This is a genomic window from Leadbettera azotonutricia ZAS-9, from assembly GCF_000214355.1.
Taxonomy (GTDB): Bacteria; Spirochaetota; Spirochaetia; order Treponematales; family Breznakiellaceae; genus Leadbettera; species Leadbettera azotonutricia.
On record NC_015577.1, the window covers coordinates 1,802,347 to 1,823,342 of the forward strand.

The following is a 20,996-nucleotide window of genomic DNA, read 5'->3' on the forward strand; positions in this document are numbered from 1 at the left end:
ACCCAATAAAGCCTGTCCTTGATATGCCTGGCCTTATTGTTTTGAAGCTTTATTTCCCTTCTGTTTAAGATATTCTTTCATGGTATTTTCAAATTTTCCAGCCCAGTCAAAATGATAAACAGACTTACGTTCAGCACAAAGTTTTCTAATATGCAAATAGAAAGAATTATTTGTGATACATCTCTCTATAATGGTTGTTATTTCCGGTATATTGCCAGATTCAAAAAGTAATTCAGGGTATTGAAGCATATCGGAAAGACCCCCAACAGATGATGCAATCACCGGGCAATCAGTATGAAGAGCCTCAAGTACCGTGTCAGGAAAAGCATCATAAAGGGTAGGGTAGACCATTAGATCGCATTCCGCGAGATAGGGGAAGGGATCTTTAAAGCCTTCTATGCAAACCATATCTTCGACATTAAGTTGTTTTATAAGTTGCAGAGTTTGAGCAACGTTTTCTTTTCTTCCTAGTGCAAAACAGCGCAAAAAGCCAAACCCTTTTTTCTTTAAATCTGCAAGAGTTTTTAGCAAATCCCAAAAGCCCTTACCGGCAGAAATAGAACCAATATAAACTATTTTTTCCATTTTTGAAGAAATGTTTTTATGTTCCCATTCAGGAGTACATCTGGGCAGTCCTATATTCCCTGGAATAATAATTGTTCTAGATTTATCGCATTTAGTTCTTGCAAGAAAGCAATCACGATCTTTACTGTTTTGAAAAGTGACTAAATCAGCGTAATGTCCGATCTGCCCTTCACGAAATTTGTTAATTGGTATATTTAATAACGAAAAAATATATTCCTTCGGAGTTAACTTTCCGTATAAGCGTAATATTTTAGCTCTATCAATGTCATTACAGCGCGAAGCATAGAATAAAGGGCATTTTAATTTTTTTTTTAGTAATAATGACGATTTTATATTTATGTCGCCATGTATGTGAATAATATCCATTGAGGAAAATCCTTTGTTTATTATTTCTGTTTTAATTTTATTTAAATTATTGTTAATATGTTTTTTAAAAAGCCAAGAGGCGGGAGGTAAATGATGGCGAACATATTTAACAGATATCTCAATTTTATTAAAAAAATGCGGCGTATAATCTAGAAAGGCATTCATTATAACAAAAACATTGTTTTTCCGCTCAGCCAGTAATTCCATGAGTTCAAGGTAACGCCGATCCCCGCCAGTACGGATTTGATTAAGAAGAAATATGCCAAGTATAGTCATTTTTTTAAATTCCCTCGAAATGTTCTTGTTTTTATATCTCGTAACATATATTTATCTGTATAATTTATGGTATGGGTACAAACCGCATGAAGATTTCGCTCAGGAAGATATGTATTAATTAGTTTTTCTTTATAAGAAAATGGTGTCAATTCCATAATTTCATTAATATTTGTTTCTTTTCCATAATCTTTAAGGCAATTTTGAGCAGGCCGATAGGGGGACCTATTTTGTGTATTATAAAAAACCGTCCCGGCCATACGGCTATTTTCAAGATTGGAAACTAAGGGATTTTGTAAATGAGGAGTCCAAGTATCAGAAGGGAAGGAATTGGAATAAAAAGCAGATAAATTTTTGTTTATAGGATCAGGTTTTGTTTCAATATTTGTAAAAAGCCACCATTTTTGATTATAATAAAAAACTGTTGAATCAACCGCAATAACATTATGCATTAAGGTCATTGTGTAATCCCATTTATAAGGGAAATCGGAGGCTTGATACAGATCGATGGTATTATTTTCATGAGTTTCCGGAATCATATACCAAATATCGTTATTGCCTTCTCTTATACAAAAAACATTGGGAAACGAAAGATGATAATTTTTTTCTAAAATAGGCGTAAGAACCGAAATAGTTAAATCAGGGTAGAGTTCAATTACCCCTAAAGTTCCATTTGCACTTCCCAACTGCTGCTCTATAAAGATATAAGTTTTGCCATTATATTCAACTGGAAAGGGATCAGCCCATTGGCAATTTATAGGAGGGATTATGGTTTTAAGTATATTGCCATCAGGATCGCAAACCAAAAGCGACCATTGTTCATAAAAAAAAGTACGAAGTAATTTCTTTTTAATCCTAAATAAAGTTATAGGTTTCATTTATTGTTTTTAAAGTCCCCATATTTTAATTCTTGCCAGTTTTTTGGTTCAAAAATATTGTCCCTAACATGATAAAACTTTGAATCATCTTCTAAACAGGTTGTGCCATTATAATAAGACGTATTGGTAAAACCCTCAGTAAATATATAAATACCCTCTTTCTTATCCGCAGTAAGTTTATTCTTGGTAAAAGGATTTGTAGGATTTACAATATTGCCTTCAAGAGCAAGAAGGGGAATATCTGCATTGGTCATAAATTCATTATTTATTTTTAATTTGCTATTGTCAGAAAAATTCTTGACCAAAAGAATTGGATTATATGAAAGAATATGATTGTTTTGAAATGAAGTGAAATCAGGGTTGGTTATACCACTTTCACCATGATCAGACACGATAATAATAAGGGTATTATCCCAGACACCTTCAGAACGGAGATAATCAAACCACTTACTCAATAAGATATAGGATGATGAATTTACATGATAATATTTATAAGAATTATTGCCAAAAAAATTATCTCCATGTTCTATAATTTCAGCAGGTATAGTAAAATCAGGGTATTGTAAATAAGAAGGTTCATGAGTCAAATCATTAATCATAATAGTAAAAGTATTATTTTGTTCCTTGTTATTATCGTTAATTTTTGTAAGTTCAGGGAGATAATAAAGGGTGGAATAGCTATTTAATGCCGAGGTAGATACGTGGCTGCTTAAAGTATAGTCTACTGAGGACCAATACTTACCATTCTGATAAATAATATCCCTAAATGAACAAAGAGTTGTTTCGAGAATACTGAAAAGCAGAAAATTCCTTTTTAGTAAAAGATCAATTCGGGAAGTATCTTTGTATTTTTCAAGCTCTAATACTTCATGGATATATTTAGTATTATATAATCCTTGAATATTTTGCCCCTTTATATCATATTTCCCGTAAAAATCTGAAATCTTGCTTTCCCCATAGTCTATATAGGGCATATCAGTAATTGTAATATCATAATTTTCTTTTTTAAATAGCAGAGGCAAAAGAAGTATTGCTTCATTTTGTTTGTCTTTCATTAGTATATTGGAACGCTTATTCATATTGTATGTTGAATATTCATAGCCGCCAAAAAGTGGGGGAGCGCCAAATAAAGTCCGTCGGTAAAAAGAAAGAATATTGGGATAATAAGTAAAACCATTATATGCTTTTGCAACATCCGGCCTTTTTTCAGTTAATATCTTAAAATAAGAATTTACTGCCGTATCTAACATGATAATAAAAATATTTTTACCTGTTTTACTTAAAGTGAAAATTGGTTTTATAGTCATATTATCAGAATTCGTTTCAGTTTTTGCTATTTGTTCTCGTATTTCAAAATCATGTTCAACGATTTTTTTAATGGAAAAGAGTTTACTACCTGAAAGAAAAGTGATACTTAAAACGCAAAGTATTAAAAAAATAGTAATTGCGCCTGATTTTTTTAAATAAATTACTAAAAGAAAAATAGCAAATATTCCGATACAGGCAAGAATATTCAAAATTTGAACGTTAGGGGTACCTGCAAGATACTGTCCCGATCGGAGCTGAAAATTCAGAGTCTGTGAAATAATACCGTAATTGCTACTAAATATAAATAAGTTTATAAATGCCGTAATGGCGGTGACTGAAGCAATCATGGCAAAAATACTTTTAAGTTTTTTGGGAGAAAGGAAAAAGATATAGAGGGGCCAAAATAGAAAAAAGCCCACCGCCTGCACTGCTGGATAAATAAGGATCGTAAAAAGGTTTTTGATGTTTTCAATAGTGGCAAACTGGATAGGGTCTGAGGAAACAATATTAAAAGGAATATAACATCCTACAAGAATTAAAAGGCAAAAACAAGAGAAAGTCATAATAACAAGACTGTTTTGTAAATTATTGAAAAGAAAGAAAAATTTGGGTTTTATAAACCGATTTAATAGAAAGATAAAAAATGGAATACAGGCAAAAAAGATAAAAATCGCAACGGCAAATAATTTATTTCTGGCCGCCCTCATGGGTTCGTTATAGCGAATAAAAACTACATAAATCATGAAGAAGGCGAATAATAAACATCCTAAAAAATAAATAATTTTAAAAGGATTTTTTATCTTAAATAAAATATTTTTTACTAAAGAGAAAATATTGTTAAATGTCCAGTAAAGTACCAAAACTGATGGGGAATTGTAAAGAAGGACGAGAAAGACCAAAGACATAAGGTAGAGCTGGACCTTGTCTTTTAAGGGGAATCCTCGGCTGTAAATAAGCCCTGCCCCAATGTTGATAATGGTCATTAATACAGGGAGTGCATTGATTTTGAAACTGCTTATAGTGAACAAAGCATCAGGAGCACTCAAATCTCTTAAAATAAAAAGAGACCTTCCATTTAATATGTCGAGGTGAGAAAGGAAGGTATAGGCCGCAATAAAAAAAGGTATCTGTATTAAAAGACTTAAAGAACTCCTTAAGGCCATTATGGGATGATAATGATTTTCCCGATAATGCATGGACAGGATCATATACCGTTCATCGCCTTTAAAGTATTTTTTAATATCGGCGGCACGAGGTGCCAACCTTTTCTGAATATCCCGTTCAGCCTCTTGGAGTTTTTCCGCCTTGGTATAAAGAGGAAGGCAAAGCAAATTGACGGTTATACTCAGGCCCGCAAGGGAAACCCCAATATTGTCTTTGAAAACAGAAACCGATAGTATCATGTAAACACATTCAAGGAGAAGTTTAATGGGATAAATGATTATATTAAAAAGAATATCAAGCATCTTTTAAGATCCGTTCTCTTGTTGAAACCAAGAAATCCACTGTCCGTACCGCACTTTCGCCTATATACTGCCATGCCGTTTCTTTTGCCATTTTACGGGCGGCCTGCAATTCTTCGATGGCAGAAGCTTTTTTTATAATTTCTTCTATATTACATAATTCAGCCTCTTTTAATTCAATACCAAAAGTTTTCAAGGCTTCAAATTTCCATGGAGGGGTGTCTAGATCACTGTCATCATACATTTTGATATTATAATGAGCGGTAGTATAAATTACTGGTTTATTAAAAAGAAAAATATAATTGAGAACAATAGAAGAAAAATCTGAAATCATTATATCTGAATGGGAAAGAGAAATTAATTCGTTAAGAGAATTATCCCATTCAATATTTTTATTATCCTTGTACCGTGTTTCAAGGCGGGAAAGCATCTCGGTTTCCTGTTTTTTACTCTGGGGATGAGGGCGGATAATAATGCGCCAGCTGGTTTTTACCAGAGGGTCAAGAAGATTTTCGCCAAAGGCTTTTAATAAAGTTCCTTCTCCCCAGGAGGGAGAAATCAGGACGGTAAAGATATGATTCTCTTCAGCAGGAATGGACTTGATTTTATCGTTATATACATCAAGGTAGGTACATCCGACTACCGGAAGTTCCTTTTTTGGCGTACCTCTTTTGGCTTCAAGAAGCCTGAGTTCTGCCACTTGATATTCCCCGGTAAGGAGTACTGAATCAAACCAATCTGTACCAAAAAGACGATAGCTTGTAGGATCATCGGGACTATGGAGTATATGGGCATAATGAGACACGCCTTTAGATCTTTTAAGCTGATAAACTTCAAGGCCGGGTGTGGTCATAAGACATATATCAGCTTCGAGCAGATTTAAATGCGCAAAGGCCTTGTTGCCTTCACCGATATATATACCTTTAATATACTGATAGCTTTCGTTGAAGAAATGATCTTTTTCTGCTGAAGTTAAATAGGTAACATTTATATTCTTTTTTTCAAATTCATCAAGAATGGGTTTGAATATATTCCAATATTGAGACCCTTCACAATAAATAACAAATGATTCATGATTTGCTGCTTCTTTGTTATTTGATCCTGAAAAAAAGAATTTTATTTTGATGATCAATGCTCGTGAAAAAAAATAAAGAGCCGCCGCTAATCCCATAATTATGGAGAAAAGCATACTTCCAGTTCCGGGGTCAATGTAGAGTAAAAACATAAATTGAAGTTCCTGTTATTTTTTGAATGATTTAGTATTAAAAGAAACAGTTAAATCAACCACAGTAACATTATGCATTAAGGTCATTGTGTAATCCCATTTATAAGGGAAATCGGAAGCCCTATATAGATCTATAATTCTATTTTTATGAGTTTCTGGAATTATATACCAAATATCGTTATTGCCTTCTATTATATAAAAAATATTGAGGAACGAAAGTCAATAATTTTTTTAAAATAGGCGTAAGAGCAGAATAGGTTAAATTAGGAAATAATTCAATAACACCAAGAATACTGTTTCCGGTTCCGATCTGTTGTTCAATAAATATGTATGCTTTCCCATTAAATTTTATGGGAAATGGAACAGCCCATATATAATTGGTTAGTGGCACAATATGGGTCAAAATAGAACCCTTGCGGTCACACACCAGAAGAGACCATTGTTCACAAAAAAATGTTCTGATGAATTTGCGCTTAATACGATACAAAATCAATTAGGATTTGCATTTTTATTTATAGCATTTTCAAATACTTGTAAATATTCATGGCATATTTTTTCTTTGTCAAATCGCTCAACCGCTTCTTTAAGCAATACATAGGGAGTTGGACTAATAATTTGTTTCAGAATTGCTTTTTTTAATGAGTCAAGATCGCCAGGTATGACCAAAATACCGTATTTTCCGTCGGCCAATATTTCACGCATAGCTCCTTTTGAATCATAAGCAACAACGGGGGTACCACAGGCCATTGCCTCAGGCAGTACATATCCAAATCCTTCATACAGAGAAGTCTGTACAAAAACATCCGCTTTAGAATAATAATCATAAGGGTTTAAAACTGAACCGGGCATATGGATTGCATTTTCAAGATTTAATGATTTTATTAGGGCTTCAAGATTTGTCCGCTCCTCGCCTTCCCCTATAATCGTTAATTCGGCCTCTGGATATTCGTTATATATCAATGAAAAAACTTGTATGAGGTCGGCAAAGTTTTTCTTTGCAACCAGTCTACCGCAACCTATAATACGAATATTTTTATTTTTTGCACGTTCAATATTCTGAGGCAAAAGCATAGGATTATATATTCTTATTATAGAATTTTTATCTAGCTTAATTTTTTTAATTAAATCATCTTTTGTACATTCAGAATTCGCTATGACAAAAGGAGCTTTTTTATACCATCGTTTCATCTCATTTATTTCTTTTCCTTCATCTTCTACAATTACATCAGCTTCGCGTAAAATTAATGGAAAGTGCTGAGGAAATAGGTTATAAATTTTAGAAGCAATAATATTATCCCTTCGCATAGTGACCATAAATACATCAGGCGAATCATGGCAAAAATATAATAGAAGACTTAAATAAACGCTAATCTTTCTTTTTAAACGATTAATTATGGTTAAAGAATGGCTACCGTTATAAAGAACTATTTTTTTTGCGTTTTTAGATAATTGATCTTTATATAAACCGATATCCCGAATAACAATAAAATCTACTTGATATCCCCAGTTTAGATACGTGTTTGCCAAGGTAACCATTACCCGCTCAGCTCCGCCTTCACTAAAAGAGTCAACCAATAAACTTATGCGTTTTAATTTTTCTGTAGAATTCATATATTAATTAAGAATGGCGTCTAAGGTAGCTTGAACAGCCTGATTTGAATTATATTTAGCAATCCATCCTCTTTGGTGGATCTTTGTTAAATCATATTTAAAAGTAGGGACATCACCTTTCCATCCCCTGTCGCTACCTGTATAAGTATATTTTACTTCTTTTAACCCCATTTTAATACATATCATATCTGCAATATCCTTGACTGAAGTAGAACCTTCTACACCAACATTATAAATATTTATACCTTTTTCACTACTAAAGGCAAGCATCAAAATTACTTCTATGAGATCATCTATATATATATAAGGCTTGCTTTGCGTACCATTGCCTAATATTTCTAATTTCGAACTATTTAATTTTAATTTTTTAATAAAATCAAATATAACACCATGAGTTAAATTTGGGCCTATGACATTGGGGAATCGAAAAATAGTTACATCCAAATCATTCATATATCCGAATGATGAAATGAAAGCTTCAGATGCAAGTTTTGCACCCCCATAATATGAAATAGGCATTAATGATCCTGCATTCTCAGAAAGAAAAACATTAGTCTGTTCTCCATACACTGCGGAAGTGGACGAGAAAAATAATTTTTTTAATTTTTTTTGACGCATAAATTCTAAAATTGAATAAGTCGTTTGAAAAGTATTTTTAAAATCAATTGTTGGATCATTTGCTCCTGCCCGAATATCAGAATTGGCAGCTAAGTGAAAAATATAATCAATATTTTCTTTTGACGTAAAATTCAGTAACGATTTAATATTTGAAATATCTTCCTCAAAGAGTATAAAATTCTGATTCGTCAAAAAAGAAGCAATGTTTTCTTTATTGCCTAAAATCATATTATCAATACAAATTACTTTATTATTATTGTTTAGAAGATTTTTAATTAGGTTGCTTCCAATAAAACCTGCTCCACCTGTTACTAAAAATGTTTTCAAATTTTTATCCTTTGTGTATAAATTAAGATCCAATATAAATTATAGTTGATCCTTGTCGTTCAAAGTCGAATTTTTGTTCTGGGATATTTATTGCACTTCGTACTTTATCTTGTTTTGACTCAGGAACATAGAGCAGCAAAAATCCACCGCTACCTGCTCCGAGAAGCTTCCCACCTATTGCACCATTGTCCAAGGCTATTTGATAATACTTGTCAATTTCCATATTAGTAATGCCCTCTGCAAGAGAACGCTTAAGCATCCAGCTTTCATGAAGTATTTTTCCTAATGTATCAATTTCATTATTTTGAAGTGAAATTCTTAGATCTTGAGCTAATTGACATATTTTTATTAACTTTTTTTCATATTCTCCTTTTTTAATATTTTCTCTTTGTTCTTCTAGAATTGCAGATGCGCTCCTTGTACCAGAAATATAAAACATCATTAATCGACGTTGCATATTTATCAGGGATGATTGTTCCATTAATATAGGCTCAACGAAAACGCTGCCATCCGGACGAAAAGTGTAAAAGTTCAAACCACCATATGCTGCGGCGTATTGGTCTTGTTTCCCAATGGGTTGTTTAAGAACTTCAATTTCTATTTTACATGCTTCTTCAGCAAGACATTCCTTTGATACAAATTTATTTTTATAACTATATAAATTATGCAGCAAACCGACTGTAAAGGAACTAGAAGAACCTAAACCGGTTCCAGCAGGTATATCTGCAGTGCTGGTAATTTCAATGCCTGAAACGTCCATCTTTTGAAGTATGGCTTTAAAGTAAATATGTTCGATTTCATTTAGATTATCAACAATTTCAGTTTTTGAATATTTAAGAACTGTTTTATCTTTTTGAAAAGATGGATGAGTTATAATATACATATATTTATTTATACTGGCGCTTAATACAAAACCGCTATTTTTTTTATAAAATGTTGAGATATCACTGCCACCACCGCATAAACTGATACGGAATGGAGTACGTGTAATAATCATGATGTTTCACCTTGCAAAATAGTATTTACAGCATCTAAAATATTTTTGCATACTCTATCCGGGCTAGCAGTAAATTTTCCATCCAAACCGGCTTGACCAGTTTTTACCAGAACTGTCTTTAGCCCAGCATTTTTGCCTGTCTGAATATCAACTGTTGTATCTCCAATTATCCATGATTGAGATAAATCAATATTCCATGCTTGTGCACTGCGTGTTATCATTTCGATACTTGGCTTTCGGCATTGGCAAGGAATTTTATATTCCAAATTTTCACCAGGATAACCCCTATCGGGATGATGAGGACAAAATTGAATATCATCAATAAAAGCACCATCCTGACCAAGAAGGGTACAAAGTTTTCGATGAATTTCTTGAATATCTTCAATATCGCACAAGCCCCGCGCAACGGATGGCTGATTTGTAATGACAATTGCTAGGTAAGATGAATGATTAATCTTTTTTATTGCATCAACAGCAGTATGTTCCAAGATAAGATCATCTGGCTTGTAAATCAGCCCTTTATCCAGATTTATTGTACCATCCCGATCCAAAAAAATACATTTTTGTTTCTTTAATAAATTTTTTGCTGAAACTACACCACTGAAAATATCAAGTTCTATTTGAGAAATTCTTTCGATAGTACCTGCATCTTTAATATATTCAGTCGATAAATATCCATAAATTTCATCATTTTTTTCAATTTTTTTTGAAATAATATCTTTTTCAAGATCAATTTTACCAGATTTTGGAACATCTTCAATAACTTTTGATGAAATCAAATATAGGCCAGCATTAACGATATTATTATACCAATATTTCCGTATATTATTCTTAGAGTCAATTTTTATTACTTTTTTATTGTCATCAAGAATAACAATATCTGAATCAACGGGGTGAGAATTAGGGTGTACGAATAGGGTTATAGAAGAATTTTTCTTTTTGTGATACGAAAGCATACGCTCAATATCGATGTCAAATATAGTATCCCCAAAGACAAGCAAGAAATTTTCATTTTTTATAAAAGACGCAATATGTGCTATAGCTCCTGCGGTTCCTAAAGGAATATTTTCATGAAAATATTGAATGGATACACCAAAGAAATCTCCAGTTCCAAAATATTCTTGAATTGTTTCGCCCAAATGCCCTGTAATTATGCATATTTCTGTAATAGAGTTAGCTTTTAAACACTCTATCTGCCATTGCAGAATCGGTTTACCGCATACAGGGGCCATTGGTTTGGGGATTTGGTTTCTGGTAAAGGTAAGAAGACGCGTCCCCTTGCCCCCTGCCATAATTACTGCACGCATATACGCCTAATGTTTAATTTTTTTCCATTTTGATTCAAAAATAGAATTCTTTCCTATAAGAAAACTAATTTTTAAAAATTTATAGATATTATAAATAAAACAAGCAATGCTGGTATTCTTATTGATAATCCATAAAAATATATCGAATCTTTCCCATTTTTTTGTTTGATAGTATCTATTTTTTGATATATCAGGAATGTATTTAAGAAATTCCTCTTTGATTTTTTTTATATAATCCCTTCGTATAACAGGAAAATCAGTAAAACAGGTTGATAGCATCCTGCAATAATAACGAGTGTAAAACCAATAATCACATTCATCTTTATAAAGATCGTATAATCCAAGTCTTTTCATATTATTAAGATACATAATACTTGTAATCATGAGATCAAATCGGTTCTCTGTCGCAGTATTTGAAATTGATTTTTGATTATCGCGATAATGATAAAGGGGTAAATCAACAATTACAACTTTTTGGGCAATGCAGTATAAAGCATGGGCAATAGGAACATCTTCATGCTGAAGCTTTTCGGCAAAAAAAAGTTCATTATCAAAAAATAATTTCTTTTTGATAATATTCATCCATAACGGAGCAGATGCGTTTTTACAAACAAATTTATTGAATTCATTTTTTGATTTTCTTAATGATTCAAGAGGGATATGCCGTTCAATATATTGATTCTCTGCTCTATTTCTATAAATTTTAGTAGTAGTTACTATATCTGCTCCACCGATAGATAAAGAAGTATTCAAAAGTTTTTCATACATATCCAACTCTATCCAATCATCGCTATCAACAAAGCCAATATATTCGCCCTTTGCAATATTTATTCCTGCATTTCTGGCAGCTCCCAGTCGTCTGTTTTCTTGAAGGTTAATAATGATAATTCTTTTATCCTTTTCTGCATATTCATTAAGTATTTCAAGGGAATTATCTTTTGATATATCGTATACACATATAATTTCAATATCTTTTAAAGTCTGACTAATAATAGAATCAAGACATTGCCGAAAATAAAGGGAGCTGTTAAAGACAGGAACGATAATGCTAACTTTGGTATTTTTGCTCATAATTATTTTATGTGATATTTCTTATAATAGTATTTTATTGATGTAGATAGGCCATTTATTCTTATTCTATTAATAATATTTTTAAACTTAAAAACGGAATGATAAATTGTTCTTGAAAAAATATTGTCGCCAAATATTCTTGTAATTTTCCACATGATTTTGATATTGTTTTTATCTGACTTTGATTTCCAATTAGCTGCAAAATGATGTATAGCAAAAGTATTATTAGTTATTTTGATTATTCCTGTTCTTGTATCTTTTGCTGTAAAATAATCATGGGAATAAACATGAATGTTTTCATTAAGAAATGATTCTTGTAATATGGATTTCATTATTTCAGGCATAATTAATATTGGTTCGGAAAATTCTCGTTTGTTATAATAATCTAAACATTTTTTTATGAAAGCATTTCCTTTTTCAGCTCCAAAAAATCCAGCTTCTATATTTTTACTATATTGATTTTCATATGAAAGGATAATATTATTATTTAGCAATATATCAAATGGTTTAACTATTTCTATATCCATGTCAATATATATCCCACCAAAATTAAATACAGCATATAATCTAATAAAATCAGCGGCAAAAGCATATTTTTTTTTGTAGAATGCTTGTTTTACCCAAATAGAATCTTCTATATTAAATCGTTCTAAATTCCATAAAATAAATTCATAATCTGGAAGATTTTGTCTCCAAGATTTCATACAATTTAGGTATTGTTCTGGAATTGGATCATTTGAAAGCCAACAATAATGTATTATTTTAGGAATCATTTAGTCTTATATTCCCGGATTTAAGAGCGAAGTGCAACAAAGGCCTCGTAAGGTGTTCTAAAGCCTAATCGCTTCATAGGCCTGGAATTTATTTCTTTTACTACCTTATCAATTTGTGCCTGCGTGATCAAGATCCAATTCGTCTTTTTGGGAAAATATCTCCTGAGAATCCCAATCCTGTTTTCAATGCTCCCTTTTTCCCAGCTGTGGTAGGGATTGCAGAAATACGATTTTGTATTCAAGCAATTATTGGTTGCCAGGTGAAAAGCGTTTTCAGTCCCATTGTCATAGGTGATTGACATGCGGTTTCGCAATGAATATTCCCCAAGGCATTTGACCAGGGCTTCATGCATGCAGGGGGCCGATTTGCTCTTTATTTTCCTGACCAATAAAAACCGGGTTTTCCGTTCAACGGTAGCCATTATGGCCGCCTTGCTTTGCCTGGATATGGCCGTGTCGGCCTCCCAATGGCCAAATTCCTTGCGGTTGTCGATATACCGGGGCCTTTCGCCAATCATGGTCCTATAAAGCACTTTTGGCAGCCTTTTGCCCTTTGCGGAGCCTCGATCCCTGCGTTTCTTATGGTGCCGGACAAGATAGCAGAATAGATCCGGCCTGTCTTCGTAAATCCATTGATAAATGGTTTCATAATTGGTCTTCAAACTGCGATTGTCCTTGGCTAATCTGCCCGCTATGAGTTCGGGAGACCACCCCTGCCGCAGTTTGTCAACAATGTAAGCCTTTATCTCCTTGTTTGGTATCCTTTCCCTGAAATGGCCGGCCTTTTTCCTTTCATCGCTCCGCATCTGGGCCTTGTGGGCCCGGTATTGGACGTTGTTCTTGCACGGCCTGCCTCTCTTTAATTCCCGGTAAATAGTGCTGGGGGATCTCCCCAGCTTCGCGGCCGTTTCACACACGGGAGTATTGGAATTCCGGCCCAAAGAAATCTCCTCCCTCTCCGCAAGGGTTAGTTGGGTATACTTTTCAGGCGATTTGGGGGTAAACTTTTTGATGACGACGCTCCTGTGAGTGAATGTTCTGGTAAACAAACCTTACAGGGTTTTGCCGTTTTCGGGGAGGGGCTAGCCCCTCCCCTTAACTATCTGTCGCACTCCGGTCTTGAACCGGGGATTAATAATTATCGGAATTTTTTTATGATTTTTTTTAAAAATAAATATAATGACCAAGTAATTAAAACAATTATAAAAATAAACTGAATCCGTGGAATATGGATAAGCAAATTATCTCTAAGACGTATATTATTATAATTATTTTTTTTTTCACTTAATAGTAGAAACATTTTATTCTCTTTTCTGAGATTAAAAGGAAACATAATATAAAATTCAAATATTATATTAAGTGTTTTTAAGAATAATAATTCTTGATCGACAAATGTACAATGTTTTAACTCTTCATAACGTTCGTAATAGGCATTTACTTTTCGTATCTCAGCTTGTAATGTTTTAATGCGTACACCAGAGTCATTTCTTTGAAAATAATAATATTTGTAATTAGAAACGACAGATATCATATTTATTTGTAAAAATAATTTATACATTATAGTAGTGTCTTCAAAAAAAAATTCACCAGCAGGGAATAAGCAATTTGAAAATAATTTTTTATTATATATTTTATCCCATACATGATTTTTTATTTTACTATCGTATAATAAAAGATCCAAGGCCATCTCTCTGTTTAGTAAAATATCTATATTAAAAAACTCATCATTATTATTTTTAAAAAACACTGTATCGTATGCATAATAACAGCCACACATTACAATGTCTGCACCAGTTCTGTTATAATTATCAATTAAAACTTCATACATATCAGTATCTATCCAATCATCAGCATCAACAAAGCCTATTATTTCGCCTTTGGCTATTGCCAAGCCTGCATTGCGGGCATCTGCTACTCCGCTTCGGTTTTTATGGATAATAGTTATACGATTATCTTTTTTTTCATATTCATCGCAAATTTCAGCGCTGCCATCAGTACTATCATCCACAATAATGATATCTAAATTCTTATAGGTTTGATTTATAATACTTTCGAGACATCGTATTAAATATGGTTTAACATTATATACTGGTATAATAATACTTAATAATTTCATCTAAGTCTACTTTTATTAGTGGCAAGAGGTTTAATACTCAAAAACATACTTACGCGCGGGAGCCTTGAATTGGTTAAAAATTCCATTTTGCAATTAATTGTAAAGAAAAATTATGCATGAATTTATCTTCAAATTCACTTGTTTTATTAAAATAATAATATGGATTGATTATTAAATTATATAAGAAACCACCACCTATGCTTATTTGTTTTGTAACAAAATATCTTGTATTAATTCCTATTATAAAATTTGATTTCCAGCTTGTATAATATTGTCTTTCCAAATTATCTTGACTTGCCGAAGCCTCTATTGCTTTGCTGTATAAAAAATTATTATCAGGGTTAGTTCTTTGGATTAATAAAGATGATGTTCCTTTTGGATAATAAAGCTTAAATTCAAGATATTGGCTATTGCCACCCCATCCGCTTCCCGCCCCTAACCATTGTCCTTGATTTGTGTATCCCTGTTTTATTGTGCCATGGGAATATGGTGAATATGCCCATTGGAACTGAAAATCTTGAGACATCTCCATACTATTCCATTCAAAGATTATTTCGCCATATAATTTTTGTTTTGGTACAATATTTATTATTTTTTTTAGACCAATAGTATATGTCATAGTATGAAATGGATATCTAAGATAGCCTTCAAATCCTCCTACAGTAAAATCATCAATTCCCAATTCGCTATACACTTCAATACTAGCTTGTGGCAATAAATAATATGCACCAAATGACATTTTTTGATCTTCAGTAGTATTATTTTTTTTAGGAACAATAAATTTCAAATTTTCCCATTCCCAGGGGACAATACAAACCCGATTTATAAAAAGGGTTAGCCCAGGTAAAAAAGAGGGGGCATAGGCAAAAGATAAACCATGAAACATATTATGATCATTTGAATCATCGTTATCAAAATATTTAGATTCGGATAGATAGCCTACCCATATTCTGAATTCTATATCTCCTATATACCAATTGATCCATGGAATAGTCATCGGTTGTTTTCGTATGCCGATATCAAATTTTGGATACGTTGGAGCATTATTTGAATGTAGTATCGAATTTAGGTAAGATGGGCCAAGCCATATAGCCTGTGTACCAAAACCAATGGTTATTGTTTTCCATGTATAGCGAATTTCGCTATCGCCCCAATCAAAAGTGAAAAATGGATTATCTCCAAAGCGTTGCGGGGCATCAATAGTGCCCCAAAAATATCCATATTTTTCAGCTTTATCTGTGTAATTAAATCCGGACATTTCGCGTTGGATAAGGTCAAAATCTAGATTTTGCGAAAACGACAACTGGGGTTTAAATGTTAATTCGATTCCATACCCTTCAAATCTGGCTCCGCTAGTTAAACTCGAATTAAGGCCTTTCCCTTGCCACAAAGCCCCATCGTTTTGTCCGTATGGGGAAGCCGTATTATATGAGGCAAATAATTCTGGTCCATATATTCGTATGGAGAAATCATTAAATAAAGGATGTTTTGTTCCAAGATTTTGTTCCTGCCAGATATGTTCAGTTTGTTTTTTAAAGGACCAGGTTGAATCTGATAATGTACGATAATTTAAAGTAGGGTAGGGTTCAAAACCCTGTAATGATAAAAAAAAATAATAATCTTCTTCTATTGATTTAAGTGATTCCTGTGCATTAATACTTATTGTGAGCAAAAAAAACAAAAAGATAAAGGCTTTGATAATTTTATTTTCCATCGGCCATTCTTTTAAAGGCTTCATTTTTTTGGTATAATTCTTCATAATTGCCTTTGTCAATTATAATGCCTTTATCCATCAGGTAAATTTCATCACAGTGTTTTACAGTAGTGATCCTGTGTGCTATTATAATAATCGTTTTTTTATGACTTACATTTTTTATTGCATCCATAATAGCATTTTCAGTTAAACCATCCAAAGCGCTTGTGGCTTCGTCTAAAATAAGAACCGAGGGATCATGGTATACTGCCCGAGCTATGCCGATTCTTTGCCGCTGTCCACCTGATAAACGGATACCTCGTTCACCTATTATAGTATCGTAATTATCCTTTAATTCAGTCACAATAAAGTCATGAATATTAGCTAATTTGGAGGCTCTTATTAGCGCATTATTATCTATATTTTTTTGATCAACTCCAAAGGCAATATTATTACGAATTGTATCATCAGTTAGGTAAATTGATTGTGGAACATAGCCAAGAGTTTTTTGCCAATTTTTTCTATTTTTATCAGTAAGTTCAATATTATCTATAAAAATTTTTCCTGTTTGGGGCTCTAACAATCCGAGAATTATATCAACAAAGGTTGTTTTCCCGCAGCCAGTAGAGCCAACCAGTGCAATAGAGGTATTGGATGCTATCGAAAGACTCTGATTTTTAATAATATCTATTTTACTGGTAGGGTATGCAAAAACGATATTTTCAAGCTTAATTTCTTTGCGGAAATTCATTTTAAGAGTGTTTTCATTTATTAATGCACTACCATCGGGAAGTCCGCGGAAATCTCGATTTAAATTTTCTACGATTGGGAAATTATATTTAATACTTGCATTGGCCCTGAATATTTTTTGAAGCAGAGGTAAAAGACGATAAGCACCAAAGACGTATATAGTCAAAACAGGGAGAAATTCATCAATCTTTGAGCCAGAATGGATTAAAAAAATAATTACGCCGATTATTCCACCAATAGCGATAGTTTCAATCAAATATTTAGGAAGATCGTTGACTACCTCGCTTACTGCATCATTCATGGCATATTTTTTTTGAAGGTTCGGAAAAAAATTTGAGGAAAACTTTTTCTTTCCCAAGGATTTTTATATCCTTTATTCCACCGAAAGTTTCATTGATATATTTATATTTTAATGTATTATAAACGGATCTTTCTTTTCCTTTTCTTGAGAGAAATTTACGAGTTATTGTAAAAATGACGATATATGAAACGCTTAAGACCATGCTTATGATAAGTGCCAGAAGTGGATTCATTATTATTAATAAAATAATTATTGCCAATGCAATTATAGAACTGGAAATAAGCTGAAGCAGATTAATAAGTTCATTTCTAACAAAAGTACCGACATCACCTAAAATATTTCTTGATAGTTCTGCAGTATTTATGTTTAAGAAAAAAATATAAGGCTGTCTTAGATATTTTTCCATTAGACGCATGGCTATAGAGTGCTGTCTTTTCCCGCAATAGTAATATATAATAAAATTGATTAAAGAAAGAAATAAATTACTCAAAGCCAAAACAATTATAACAAGTATGCCAGATACGATTATAAAATCATTGTCTGATGTAAAATTAAAAAAAGTATAAATTTTATTTAAATAGACATTAGAGTAAATAATTTGAGGGTTTGACACTATCGAAATGAAAGGACCGATTGAACCGATACCTAATAGTTCAACAAATCCCATTATGAGTAGTGATAAAAATATAAAAATTAATTGGCGTTTTTCCCGTTTGTCAAGCAACGAGAGAATCAAATGGAATTTCATATATCCTCATAATAATTATTTACCTATAGCGAAATAAATTAATCCGATTTCTTCAATTTCATTGCGTTTATAGATATTCCTCAAATCGAAAAAATAGGGCAACGCAAGAAGTTTTTTAATCCGTGGAAGGTCGAGATTTCTAAATTGATTCCATGGGGTCAGAATTACCAGGGCATCAGCGTTTTCAATAGCATCATATTCATCCCGAGCAAAATAAACATAATCTTTTATCGACTCAAATCGCCAGAGTGCCTCTTTCATTGCTGCAGGATCCCAAACCTTCAATTTAGCTCCCTTGGAAGCAAGTCCTTCACAAATAAGGATAGCCGGAGACTCCCGCATATCATCGGTATTTTGCTTAAAAGCCAAACCCAGAATAGCAATTGTTTTGCCGGACAAGGAACCATGTCTGCCCATGCCTGATTCGATTTTTTCTATCATTCGGATTTTTTGCCGTTTATTGGCTTCGATGGTAGTTTCTACCAAAGAAAGATGCTCGCCGTAGTCCTTCCCAATCTGAGCCATGGCTTGGGTATCCTTGGGAAAGCAGGAGCCGCCATAGCCAGGCCCGGGATGGAGGAATTTTGAACCTATCCTTCCGTCTCGACCTACAGCTTTAGCTACATCCTGAACGTTGGCCCCGACCTTTTCGCAAAGATTTGCTATCTCGTTAATAAAGGTAATCTTTAAAGCCAAAAACGAATTAGAGGCATATTTAATCATTTCTGCCGATTCCAGGTTTGTTTCTATAAAAGGGGTCTCGTTAAGATAAAGAGATCGATAAATATCCTTCATAATTTTCCGGGATCTTTCGTTCTCCAAACCAATAACCACACGATCAGGATGGGTAAAATCCTGTACCGCAGAGCCTTCTCTTAAGAATTCTGGATTGGAAACCACATCGAAGGGAATGTCTTTGCCTCTTATTAAAAGTTCATCCTTAATCCATCCATATACTTTGCGGGCTGTTCCCACAGGAACCGTGCTTTTATCAACAACCACTGTGTAAGATTCAATGACCTGTCCGATTTTCCGGGCAACTTCCTTGACATAGCGAAGGTCAGCGCTGCCATCATCTGCCGGGGGAGTGCCTACGGCGATAAATAACACGTTGTTTGCCGTGACTGCGGCCTCAAAATCGGTCGTAAAATGCAACCTCCCTGCCTTGGTGTTGCGTTCCACAATCAGGTCAAGCCCCGGTTCATAAATGGGAATTTCCCCTCTTTGGAGGATATCTATTTTTTCAGAATTATTGTCTATGCAGGTAACCATGTTGCCAAAATCAGCGAGGCAGGCGCCGGATACCAGGCCAACATATCCAGTGCCAATAACCGCAATATTTATCATTTATTCAGCTCCAAGAAGGATTTTTTTAGAAGAGATTTAATTTCACGTTTTTCTTTTGATAACCACTTTAAATTGGTTGTTTACGATATCATTTTCCATAATAATTTCCGGATATAAGTTGTATGACCGGATTATTCCTGTGCCAAGCCCCTTATAAGGCAGGATAAACTGGGCTGTGGACAATAATATCGGATTGCGGGCAATGGAAACGCCGTTTTTTATATTTTCGATGGTAAGCGAATTGGGTAATTTCCCAGGGCTTATGATTTCTACACGATTGGAATATATTATAACTTTTATTGTGGAAGAAATATAATAATCCCTATGCACCAGGGCGTTTACAATTAGTTCTTCAAAGACCTCATAAGGTATTTCCCATTTTGTAGGGCTGTTAAAACCAGTGGTTTCAGGGACTTTCTTCATATTCCTGTCAATGAAATCCATTGTTCTTTGAAAGACTATGGGAATTGTCCCATCGATAATTCCTTCACTATCTATGAATGTATTTTCAATTTTTGGACCGTCAATTGAAACACACTGAATAGAAAACTGGGGTCGGAGCAGATGCCTTTTTTTGGAAAACAGCAAAAGGCATGTCAGGTTCAATAGATCATTTTTACATAAATCTAAATTCGCAAGTATCTTTTCAACATCTATATTTAGATCTTCAATTGACTTTTTATATTTCCGCAATATAAATGAATTAAATTGATCCAAATCAATATCATTTATAGAGCTTCCATTTATTAATGATTCATCGGCGTATAACGATTTTCTACTCTGTAATAAACGGGCTATTTCATCATTGGAAGTGACTTTTCTCTTATCGGCTCCATTTTTTACATAAATAGTGCCATTTGAATCTTTATAAGGCTTATCACCGCCTTCATTGACCGTAACAACAACAATATTATTGCCTTGAACGGGAATCGTTTCGGTTATCAAATAAACAGGCGGATATACTTTCTGAGATGCTGTGTTTACCAATTGCTGATTTAATTGCTGTATCTCTGCAAACGAAAGTCCATTCAATTTACCGGTTTTATCATTTATCCCAAACAGGATAATACCGCCCTGGGAATTCGAAAAAGCAATTAACTCATGAGCAAGGGTGTCAAGATGGGGCAAGCGCTCCTTGAATTGAACTTTGCTGGATTCCCCGCCCTGTATTATTGCAAGCAATTCTTGTTCATTCATAGCTATGCTGTTACCGTTTTCCATGGGCCAATAGGTAATTTC

The 20,996-nt window shown here is 33.4% G+C and carries 18 protein-coding genes; all 18 read right to left on the minus strand.

Features of this window, described 5'->3' with window-relative positions; translation table 11 throughout:
* Window positions 1-33 precede the first annotated feature (33 nt).
* A complete protein-coding gene (locus TREAZ_RS07770) occupies window positions 34-1,227 on the minus strand; it encodes a glycosyltransferase family 4 protein (protein ID WP_015711279.1) in 1,194 nt (397 codons plus the stop codon).
* Window positions 1,224-2,102: a glucosamine inositolphosphorylceramide transferase family protein gene (locus TREAZ_RS07775; RefSeq protein WP_015711280.1), complete on the minus strand. Its 879-nt coding sequence runs from the start codon at window positions 2,100-2,102 to the stop codon at window positions 1,224-1,226. The genes TREAZ_RS07770 and TREAZ_RS07775 overlap by 4 nt, the downstream gene beginning before the upstream one ends.
* Window positions 2,099-4,876: a YidC/Oxa1 family membrane protein insertase gene (locus tag TREAZ_RS07780; RefSeq protein WP_015711281.1), complete on the minus strand. Its 2,778-nt coding sequence runs from the start codon at window positions 4,874-4,876 to the stop codon at window positions 2,099-2,101. Before TREAZ_RS07780 ends, TREAZ_RS07775 begins: the two co-directional genes overlap by 4 nt.
* The gene (locus TREAZ_RS07785; protein WP_015711282.1) at window positions 4,869-6,098 is read right to left on the minus strand and encodes a CDP-glycerol glycerophosphotransferase family protein; all 1,230 of its coding nucleotides are present in this window, start codon (window positions 6,096-6,098) and stop codon (window positions 4,869-4,871) included. Before TREAZ_RS07785 ends, TREAZ_RS07780 begins: the two co-directional genes overlap by 8 nt.
* Before the next feature lie 15 nt (window positions 6,099-6,113).
* Window positions 6,114-6,302, minus strand: a complete 189-nt coding sequence (locus TREAZ_RS18740) for a glucosamine inositolphosphorylceramide transferase family protein (protein ID WP_425357477.1) — start codon at window positions 6,300-6,302, stop codon at window positions 6,114-6,116.
* Between the two features lie 285 nt (window positions 6,303-6,587).
* Window positions 6,588-7,709: a glycosyltransferase gene (locus TREAZ_RS07790; protein ID WP_015711284.1), complete on the minus strand. Its 1,122-nt coding sequence runs from the start codon at window positions 7,707-7,709 to the stop codon at window positions 6,588-6,590.
* A 3-nt stretch (window positions 7,710-7,712) separates the two neighbouring features.
* Entirely contained in the window at window positions 7,713-8,654 is a 942-nt protein-coding gene (locus TREAZ_RS07795; RefSeq protein ID WP_015711285.1) for an NAD-dependent epimerase/dehydratase family protein, read from the minus strand.
* Window positions 8,655-8,676: 22 nt separating this feature from the next.
* The gene (locus TREAZ_RS07800) at window positions 8,677-9,651 is read right to left on the minus strand and encodes a GHMP family kinase ATP-binding protein (protein ID WP_015711286.1); all 975 of its coding nucleotides are present in this window, start codon (window positions 9,649-9,651) and stop codon (window positions 8,677-8,679) included.
* Window positions 9,648-10,958, minus strand: a complete 1,311-nt coding sequence (locus TREAZ_RS07805; protein WP_015711287.1) for an HAD-IIIA family hydrolase — start codon at window positions 10,956-10,958, stop codon at window positions 9,648-9,650. The genes TREAZ_RS07800 and TREAZ_RS07805 overlap by 4 nt, the downstream gene beginning before the upstream one ends.
* Window positions 10,959-10,964: 6 nt before the next feature.
* A complete protein-coding gene (locus TREAZ_RS07810; protein ID WP_015711288.1) occupies window positions 10,965-12,029 on the minus strand; it encodes a glycosyltransferase in 1,065 nt (354 codons plus the stop codon).
* Between the two features lie 2 nt (window positions 12,030-12,031).
* Window positions 12,032-12,802: a glycosyltransferase family 32 protein gene (locus TREAZ_RS07815; RefSeq protein ID WP_015711289.1), complete on the minus strand. Its 771-nt coding sequence runs from the start codon at window positions 12,800-12,802 to the stop codon at window positions 12,032-12,034.
* Between the two features lie 20 nt (window positions 12,803-12,822).
* Window positions 12,823-13,851 carry an IS30 family transposase gene (locus tag TREAZ_RS07820; protein WP_015711290.1) on the minus strand — a complete coding sequence of 343 codons (1,029 nt, stop codon included), beginning with the start codon at window positions 13,849-13,851 and terminating at the stop codon, window positions 12,823-12,825.
* Between the two features lie 89 nt (window positions 13,852-13,940).
* Window positions 13,941-14,918: a glycosyltransferase family 2 protein gene (locus TREAZ_RS07825; protein ID WP_015711291.1), complete on the minus strand. Its 978-nt coding sequence runs from the start codon at window positions 14,916-14,918 to the stop codon at window positions 13,941-13,943.
* Between the two features lie 73 nt (window positions 14,919-14,991).
* A complete protein-coding gene (locus TREAZ_RS07830) occupies window positions 14,992-16,656 on the minus strand; it encodes a capsule assembly Wzi family protein (RefSeq protein ID WP_169312618.1) in 1,665 nt (554 codons plus the stop codon).
* Window positions 16,622-17,719 (minus strand): ABC transporter ATP-binding protein, encoded by a 1,098-nt coding sequence (locus TREAZ_RS17395; RefSeq protein WP_169312619.1) that lies wholly within the window; start codon window positions 17,717-17,719, stop codon window positions 16,622-16,624. Before TREAZ_RS17395 ends, TREAZ_RS07830 begins: the two co-directional genes overlap by 35 nt.
* Window positions 17,655-18,410, minus strand: coding sequence for an ABC transporter transmembrane domain-containing protein (locus tag TREAZ_RS17400; RefSeq protein ID WP_052297660.1), 756 nt, complete (start codon window positions 18,408-18,410; stop codon window positions 17,655-17,657). Before TREAZ_RS17400 ends, TREAZ_RS17395 begins: the two co-directional genes overlap by 65 nt.
* A gap of 15 nt (window positions 18,411-18,425) precedes the next feature.
* Window positions 18,426-19,757 carry a UDP-glucose dehydrogenase family protein gene (locus TREAZ_RS07840; protein WP_015711293.1) on the minus strand — a complete coding sequence of 444 codons (1,332 nt, stop codon included), beginning with the start codon at window positions 19,755-19,757 and terminating at the stop codon, window positions 18,426-18,428.
* Window positions 19,758-19,799: 42 nt separating this feature from the next.
* Window positions 19,800-20,978: an RNA-binding domain-containing protein gene (locus TREAZ_RS07845; protein ID WP_015711294.1), complete on the minus strand. Its 1,179-nt coding sequence runs from the start codon at window positions 20,976-20,978 to the stop codon at window positions 19,800-19,802.
* Between the last annotated feature and the right edge of the window lie 18 nt (window positions 20,979-20,996).

What these genes read in the sequence shown, in the direction of transcription:
- TREAZ_RS07800 (WP_015711286.1), bottom strand. Translation starts at nt 9,651, where the DNA reads ATGATTATTACACGTACTCCATTCCGTATCAGTTTATGCGGTGGTGGC.
- TREAZ_RS07785 (WP_015711282.1), bottom strand. Translation starts at nt 6,098, where the DNA reads ATGTTTTTACTCTACATTGACCCCGGAACTGGAAGTATGCTTTTCTCC.
- TREAZ_RS07780 (WP_015711281.1), bottom strand. Translation starts at nt 4,876, where the DNA reads ATGCTTGATATTCTTTTTAATATAATCATTTATCCCATTAAACTTCTC.
- TREAZ_RS07810 (WP_015711288.1), bottom strand. Translation starts at nt 12,029, where the DNA reads ATGAGCAAAAATACCAAAGTTAGCATTATCGTTCCTGTCTTTAACAGC.
- TREAZ_RS07815 (WP_015711289.1), bottom strand. Translation starts at nt 12,802, where the DNA reads ATGATTCCTAAAATAATACATTATTGTTGGCTTTCAAATGATCCAATT.
- TREAZ_RS07840 (WP_015711293.1), bottom strand. Translation starts at nt 19,757, where the DNA reads ATGATAAATATTGCGGTTATTGGCACTGGATATGTTGGCCTGGTATCC.
- TREAZ_RS07805 (WP_015711287.1), bottom strand. Translation starts at nt 10,958, where the DNA reads ATGCGTGCAGTAATTATGGCAGGGGGCAAGGGGACGCGTCTTCTTACC.
- TREAZ_RS07825 (WP_015711291.1), bottom strand. Translation starts at nt 14,918, where the DNA reads ATGAAATTATTAAGTATTATTATACCAGTATATAATGTTAAACCATAT.
- TREAZ_RS07845 (WP_015711294.1), bottom strand. Translation starts at nt 20,978, where the DNA reads ATGGAAAACGGTAACAGCATAGCTATGAATGAACAAGAATTGCTTGCA.
- TREAZ_RS07830 (WP_169312618.1), bottom strand. Translation starts at nt 16,656, where the DNA reads ATGAAGCCTTTAAAAGAATGGCCGATGGAAAATAAAATTATCAAAGCC.
- TREAZ_RS17400 (WP_052297660.1), bottom strand. Translation starts at nt 18,410, where the DNA reads ATGAAATTCCATTTGATTCTCTCGTTGCTTGACAAACGGGAAAAACGC.
- TREAZ_RS07770 (WP_015711279.1), bottom strand. Translation starts at nt 1,227, where the DNA reads ATGACTATACTTGGCATATTTCTTCTTAATCAAATCCGTACTGGCGGG.
- TREAZ_RS07775 (WP_015711280.1), bottom strand. Translation starts at nt 2,102, where the DNA reads ATGAAACCTATAACTTTATTTAGGATTAAAAAGAAATTACTTCGTACT.
- TREAZ_RS07790 (WP_015711284.1), bottom strand. Translation starts at nt 7,709, where the DNA reads ATGAATTCTACAGAAAAATTAAAACGCATAAGTTTATTGGTTGACTCT.